Source organism: Kitasatospora sp. NPDC059571, assembly GCF_042735675.1.
In the GTDB taxonomy this organism is placed as follows: Bacteria; Actinomycetota; Actinomycetes; order Streptomycetales; family Streptomycetaceae; genus Kitasatospora.
The window spans coordinates 1-4,044 of sequence record NZ_JBHWBW010000605.1 but is presented as its reverse complement, the minus strand read 5'-3'; the positions used below and the strand labels follow the sequence as shown (position 1 = coordinate 4,044).

Below are 4,044 nucleotides of genomic sequence, written 5' to 3'. Positions count from 1 at the left end.
GTTGCAGACGGCCCCGCCTCTTCACATGCACGCCGACGAACGGACGCTCTCACTCGCCGTGCGGCACGCTCACTTTGGGAAGGATCCGGCTCTGCTGCCCCATGCACCGCATGCCCTGCCGGTACGCCCAGATCGCGCGCTCCGGCTGCCCGGCGGCCTCCATGATCTCCGCGAGCTCGGCCCAGGCGGACGCCGCCTGCCGGCCGGCCTCCGAGGCCTCCAGCATCAGGGCGCTCCGCTCGTACGCCTCCCTGGCCGCCGCGTGGTCGCCCTGGAAGATCCTCGCCGCGGCGAGGACCAGGAGGGTCCGCGCGCTCTGCAGCCGGTGCCGGGGGCCGAGCAGGCCGAGCGCCCGCTCGGCGTGCTCGACGCAGGCCTCGGGACGGCGGCTGCGCAGTGCGACCCGGGCCAGTGCGGTCTCGCAGTAGGCGACGTCGATGTCACTGCCGACATCGGCCAGGGCGCTCGCGCTCTGGGTGAGCAGCCGCTGGGCGAGGGCCACGTCCGGCTCCTCGACGTCCAGCAGCACGGCGGCGTAGGCGTTCTGCAGCCGGGCCAGCGCCCGGGCGTCGTCCCCCTCGGAGTAGATCGCCAGCGCCTGCTCGATGAGACCGATGGCATCCGCCGTCCGGCCGCTCCGGTGCATCGTGACACTGGCGTTCCACAGCGCGGCGCCGAGCGCCTTCCGGTCGGAGACGCGGCCGGCCTGCTCGATCGCCTTGGCGGCGAGGTAGCCGGCCCGGTGCAGGTCGCCGCGCTCGCAGTGGATGCCGACGAGGGTCGACAGCAGCTCCACGCCGAGCCGGGTCGGGGCCAGGCCGAGCCGGTCCAGCTCCTCCATCGCCTCCTCGGCGACCGCGATCGCGTGGGAGAGGTCCCCGAGCTCCCGGTAGCAGCGGCACAGCGCCACCACGACCGGCAGCCCCGCGACGAAGTCCGGGGAGCGCGACGAGGCCGTGCGCAGGTCCTCGTAGCGGGCGACCGCCTCCTCCAGGCGGCCCAGCCGCTCCAGGGTGTGGGCGATCCCGCGCTCGGCGGCGAGCCAGAGAGCCGGCCGCTCCTCCCGGTCGACGCTACCCTGGACCTGCTCGTAGGCGGCCAGCGCGGCTTCCGGCTCTCCGTTGAGCGCCGTCATCTCGGCGTACCTCAGCTCGAGTTCGAGGTCCTTGACACCGGCCTCGGCCTCCGTCCCGAGCAGCTCCGCCGGCTCGCACCCCAGCCGGGCGGCGAGGTACTGGACGACCTCGGCCGACGGCGTCCGCTTCCCTGCCTCGAGCAGCGAGATGTAGCTCGGCGACAGCTTGGTGCCGGCGAGCTCGGCCTGCGACAGGCCGGCGGCCCGTCGAAGCTTGGCGGCCCGGATGCCCAAGGCCCTGTCCGACATGCTTGCTCCTCAATCTCGACGAGTAATGACACCAGCGAGTCAATAAAAGTGTCAAGCGGCCCGGCGATCCTGCCCGGATTGCATTGGCCCGAAACGTCAAGGCTTTGTGCGGGAGGTGACGGAAGTGCCCGCTGTCCACACATATCCGCCGGAGCCGCGGAATTCGTATTTATCCGCCGCCGTCCCGGGCGGAGCGGCGATCCCGTCGTACGGCGCTGCCATGACGGACCGTCATACGGTGCCGAACGCCTGGCACCGGGCCCTGGCCCGGTGACCGCGTCCGCCGGGGCGGGCCAAAATGGCGTGACGGCCCCGGACGGTCCGTGGGACGGTGGTCGACATGCCCCACGATCCGATCGACCAGGCCCGGCGCCTCGCCCACGAGCGCTTCCCCGATGCCCTCGCCGTCATCCTGGCGGGGTCCACGGCGCTGGGACGGGCCACCGCCGGCAGCGACCTGGACATCGCCGTCCTGGTCGCCGACGGCCGCGAGACCTACCGCGAGACGCTGCGCTTCGAGGGCCGGCTGGTGGAGCTCTTCGTCCACACCCGGGCCGGTCTGCGCGACCTCTTCGCGGTGGACCGCGCCGGCCGGCGCGCGGTCATGCAGAGCATGTACGCCACCGGTCTGGTCCTGGTCGACGTGGACGGCGAGGCCGCCCGGGCCAGGGCCCTGGCGGAGGAGGACCTCCGCAGCGGCCCGGCCGCGCTCGGCCCGGACGCCGTGGAGGCCAAGCGCTACGCGCTGACGGACGCCCTCGACGACCTGTGCGACGCGACCGACGGGTTCGAGCGCCAGGCCGTGGCGGGGTTCGTCGTCAACGCCGCCGCCGACCTGCTCTGCGACCACCACCGGGCGTGGAAGGGCAGCGGCAAATGGCTGCCGCGCCGTCTGCTGGAGGCGGATCCGGAGCTCGGTGCCGTGCTGCTCGACGCCCACGCCCGGGTGGGCCGGACGCAGGACCCGGCGCCCCTGATCGAGACCGCCTCGGCCGTCCTCGACCTCGTCGGCGGCCCGCTCCGCGAGGGCTACCGCCGGACCTGGCGGGGCGCCGCCGAACCCGTCACCGCCGGTTCCTGAACACCGCCCCGGGAAGACGGGTCGTAAACGAACGGGCGGATTTCCCGGCTCGGCGGGAGGTCCGCCGACGCAGCCGCGACACGGCTGCCCGACCATTGCGCCCGTGACGGGCTTTTCCTTCTTCCGACGGACGGGCCCGAATGGGCGCCGTCACATCAACGGCCCCGTCCCGTAATCGGTGGTACCCGGAGGTGCAGTTCCCCCGGATCTCGGTCGGCCCGACTCCGGGACGGATTGTGCCGGTGTGGGGGACCCGTCACGTGCGCGGTGCCGTCTGCCGGCCGTCGTGGCGCTCCTGGGCGGCGAAGAGCTCCTCCTCGTGCCGGCCGAACCACTGGACGAGCTCGGTCGGCGGGGCCCGGCCAGGCTGACGCCGAGTTCCGCCGGGCTGTCGGTGACCCGGGGGCGGGTTGGTGGGCGCGACGTGGCGGTCCACGAGCCCGGCCCGGGCCGCCGCCGAACGGGCACCCCGGACGACTACGGCCCGCTGGTCGCCTTCCTGGCCTCCGACGACGCGCGCTGGATCACCGGGGATGTCATCCTCGCCTCCGGCGGAATGCGCTGACGCACCGTCCGTTCGGGGTCCTCGACGACGATGCGGTACGTTGCCACGACCGGCCCGAGGCGTGCACCGCGTCCCGCGGCCGCATCCGACGGAGGGGCTCACCGAGGTGGCACAGCGCAACCGCCCTCAGACCGCCCCACCGGACACCTCGTCCGCCGCCGTTCCGGCCGCCTCTTCCGCGGACGGGCCGGTGCCACGTGCCGAGGCACGCGGGGCCCGGCTGCTCAGCGACGGCGGCGAGCCGCGGAACTGGATGCTGCTCCTGACCGCCCTGGTCGGCTGGCACGCCGACCGGTGGACCGGTCTCGCCTGGGGCCTGGTCGCGGCGGTGTTCACCGCGGTGGTGCCCACGCTCATCCTTCGCCTGGGCGAGCACCGCCGGTCCTGGGGCGACCGGCACGTGCGGCGCAGGCGGGACCGCATCGCGGCCGCCCCCGCGGTGATGGCCTCGGTCGTCACCGGCACCGTCCTGCTGTACGCGCTGGATGCTCCCGCCGCGGTGGCGATGCTGGTGACGGCGATGGTCGCCGTCCTGTTCGCCCTGCTGCTGGTCACCTTCTTCTGGAAGGTGTCGGTGCACTCCGCCGTCGCCTCCGGCGCCGTGGCCGTCCTGGCCGCGGTCTTCGGCCTCTGGGTGCTCCTGTTGACGCCCCTGGTCGCCGCGATCGGGTGGTCCCGCGTCCGGTTGCGCTGCCACACCGTCGGCCAGGTGGTCGTCGGAACAGCCATCGGCGCGACAGTCGGCACTGCTGCCTGCACGCTCCTGGGGTGACGAGCGGGAACCGAGTCCTCCTTCGGGTACGACGGCCGGGCCCTGCACCGGGTGGCGAACCGGGTGCAGGGCCTGCGGTGTGCCGGCGGTGATCAGGTGGCCCGCTCGACGCTCCACTGCGGCAGCCGCTCGAAGAAGGCGACCGACTCCTCCCGCCACCGCGACCGCCAGCCGGCGGCGACCGCGGACGCCTGCTCGGCGCAGCGGTGCATGTCCGCCTCCATCCTGGCCGGCACGCCCCG

The 4,044-nt window shown here is 73.9% G+C and carries 4 protein-coding genes; 3 read left to right on the top strand and 1 reads right to left on the bottom strand.

The genetic code is table 11. From position 1 onward, the window contains the following. Nucleotides 1-49: 49 nt before the first annotated feature. Nucleotides 50-1,384 (bottom strand): tetratricopeptide repeat protein, encoded by a 1,335-nt coding sequence (locus ACFV0G_RS36445; RefSeq protein ID WP_380557185.1) that lies wholly within the window; start codon nucleotides 1,382-1,384, stop codon nucleotides 50-52. A 340-nt stretch (nucleotides 1,385-1,724) separates the two neighbouring features. Between ACFV0G_RS36445 and ACFV0G_RS36440 the strand changes: the two genes are divergently transcribed. From ACFV0G_RS36440 to ACFV0G_RS36430, 3 genes are all read left to right on the top strand, one after another. After that, a complete protein-coding gene (locus ACFV0G_RS36440; RefSeq protein WP_380557183.1) occupies nucleotides 1,725-2,465 on the top strand; it encodes a nucleotidyltransferase domain-containing protein in 741 nt (246 codons plus the stop codon). A gap of 424 nt (nucleotides 2,466-2,889) precedes the next feature. Then, entirely contained in the window at nucleotides 2,890-3,030 is a 141-nt protein-coding gene (locus tag ACFV0G_RS36435; RefSeq protein ID WP_380557181.1) for an SDR family oxidoreductase, read from the top strand. Between the two features lie 190 nt (nucleotides 3,031-3,220). Further along, complete coding sequence (locus ACFV0G_RS36430) at nucleotides 3,221-3,802, top strand: hypothetical protein (protein WP_380557179.1); 582 nt, start codon at nucleotides 3,221-3,223, stop codon at nucleotides 3,800-3,802. Nucleotides 3,803-4,044: the final 242 nt, after the last annotated feature.

What these genes read in the sequence shown, in the direction of transcription:
- ACFV0G_RS36445 (WP_380557185.1), bottom strand. Translation starts at nt 1,384, where the DNA reads ATGTCGGACAGGGCCTTGGGCATCCGGGCCGCCAAGCTTCGACGGGCC.
- ACFV0G_RS36440 (WP_380557183.1), top strand. Translation starts at nt 1,725, where the DNA reads ATGCCCCACGATCCGATCGACCAGGCCCGGCGCCTCGCCCACGAGCGC.